Annotated in this window: 1 protein-coding gene; it reads right to left on the minus strand. The window is 36.9% G+C overall.

Annotated features, from left to right (window positions below):
• Positions 1-198 precede the first annotated feature (198 nt).
• Positions 199-1,962 (minus strand): oleate hydratase, encoded by a 1,764-nt coding sequence (locus EST42_RS10215; RefSeq protein WP_134645315.1) that lies wholly within the window; start codon positions 1,960-1,962, stop codon positions 199-201.
• Positions 1,963-2,427: the final 465 nt, after the last annotated feature.

A 2,427-nucleotide genomic window follows, 5' to 3' on the forward strand; every position in this document is an offset into this window, starting at 1 on the left:
CCCAATTTCGAATCGAATCAGCTGACGGCCCGTATTCCGTCGCTAGTTCATCGGGCCGACGGCCCGCTTTAACCATTTCAATGATGGACTTTTTTAAAGTCCTCTTCATAACGTGTAACCATAAATAAAAATGCCCCTATGATGACATTTTACCAAACTAGAAAAACTAGTCCGGAATCTCATCATAAGAGCAATGTTTTATAGTAATTTATTCTCGACAAGTAGCTCTTCGATAAATGTTCCCTTTATCTTCTTTTTTAGTGCAACTTTAGCTAACTTAGGAATTCCTAAATTAGCCTCATCAATGGTTTTTTTATCTCCCATATAGTAGATGGCTTTAAGTAGTTCTCGAATATCATAAATAGAGCCATAAACTTCAGGAACAGCGCGTTCAACTTCAAGTAAAGTATATACAGATTCCATGGCTGTCCTAATTGAATATTCGGTAGTGAACACGGTGTCATTACTAGGTGATTCTGCGAAATTACCAATAAAGGCTAAATTAACAGACCCTTTAGGAATAATATCTGGCCTATCACCCGCAACGCGGGGCATAAAGTATGATGTAATAAATGGCATAAATACTGGAACGGTATTTACATTGTTTTGGTTAGACAATTGTTTAATTTTGGACTCAGGGACCCCAAGGTGATAAAGGAGTTCTTGCGTAATTTCTTCCCCAGAACTTTCTACAATGGTCTTATCAACAAAATTTCCTTTGGTATCTGAATATAGTCCATATATCCATACAATTGTTTCATTTTCCTTTTGTTCTTTGAAATGGGGCTGCCTGTGAACAGCAAAACTCATCAACCAGTTCGAATCGGTTATGGTAATGATTCCACCACTATTAATTTTGTGATCATGCAAATCACGATTGGTGAGACGTTCAATGTAGGGTTCAATTTCTGGTGATTTTATAGTGGCTGTCGCTGACACGAACCAACTTTTTTCAGGTAGGTTATCATAGAATACTTCTGGATGACCGAAATCATTAGATTGTTCTGCCAGATTCTTCCACAGTGACCAACTACCACCCAACTCTTTTGATATAGGAGCGGGTTTATCATGGCTTCCGTATGTTGAACTTTCTGTAATAGAACCATTTGTAACGAATACAAGATCATCACGTGATAGGCTAACATCATCACCATCCTGGATCACGAGTTTTTTTGCAATTTTTTCGTCATTTTCAAAATCTACCACAACATTATTGACTTGTGTATCATAGATGAATTCGACATTATATGACTCTAAATACTTTATAATTGGTAGAACCATAGACTCATACTGATTGTACCTATTGAACTTTAGGGCGCTAAAATCAGGTAGTCCATCAATATGATGAATAAAGCGCATCGTGTATCGACGCATCTCAACTGCAGAATGCCACTTTTCAAAAGCAAACATAGTTGCCCAGTACATCCAAAAATTACTTTCAAAGAACTCATTTGAGAAAAATTCCTCAATAGTCGTCTTACCCAGTTTTGACTCAGGAGTTAAAACTAAATCTATTAATTCTTTAGATTTTTCATCCAAAGTATACAGGCCATCCGTTGGGACGCGTTGTCCCCGGTTATAAATTAGGCGAGTATTTGATGAATTTGGATCATCTTTATCTAGCCAATAAAATTCATCTAAGTAAGAGGCGTCTTCAATTTCTAAAGAAGGAATTGATCGATACATGTCCCACATAGTCTCAAAATGATTCTCCATTTCTCGACCACCACGTGTCACAAAGCCGATATTGGCACGCTTTTCTCCATCTAACGATCCACCCGGAGTAGGCAATTCCTCATATATATGAATTTTTTCCCCGGACATTTGTCCATCGCGCACCAAGAAAACAGCGGTCGCCAATCCGGCCAGCCCTCCTCCAATAATATACGCTGATTTTTGATCCACATTTTTGGGCTTTCTTGGACGTGCAAAAGCTTCATAATTTCCGTTAGAATATCGCATAATTGCCTCCTCTTACTACGCTTTATGTTGATGTACTCTATTTTTAAAATGATTCTTGTTGGTATTCAGAGTTAGGATGTTCATAAAATCCCATGAACTGCCTTTGAAAGGCAACTTGCTCACCTGAAATGCCACCACCTGCAACAGTTACATTTTTATAAATATGTTTCCTCCTATCAATGATTTAATAGGTTAATCATAGCACTAATAGAAAACGCTTTCAAAAAATAGCCACTAAAGTGAAACAGTCACTTTAATGGCTGCAATATCCATAAATAAGTGCGTGGTTTTTAAAGGTGGCGGAGTTTTTAATTAGTAGGGAAATTTGTTGCATCGTATCATAATTCATATATAATAGTCTGATTATAAAGTTACGAAAAATGTAGCGACATTAACTGGGTATTATTATTCACTTGAATTTACAATTCAAGTGCAACACTAAGCTAAATAAAAACTGACTCATAA

It is taken from the genome of Weissella cibaria, from assembly GCF_004521965.1.
Lineage (GTDB): Bacteria > Bacillota > Bacilli > Lactobacillales > Lactobacillaceae > Weissella > Weissella cibaria_A.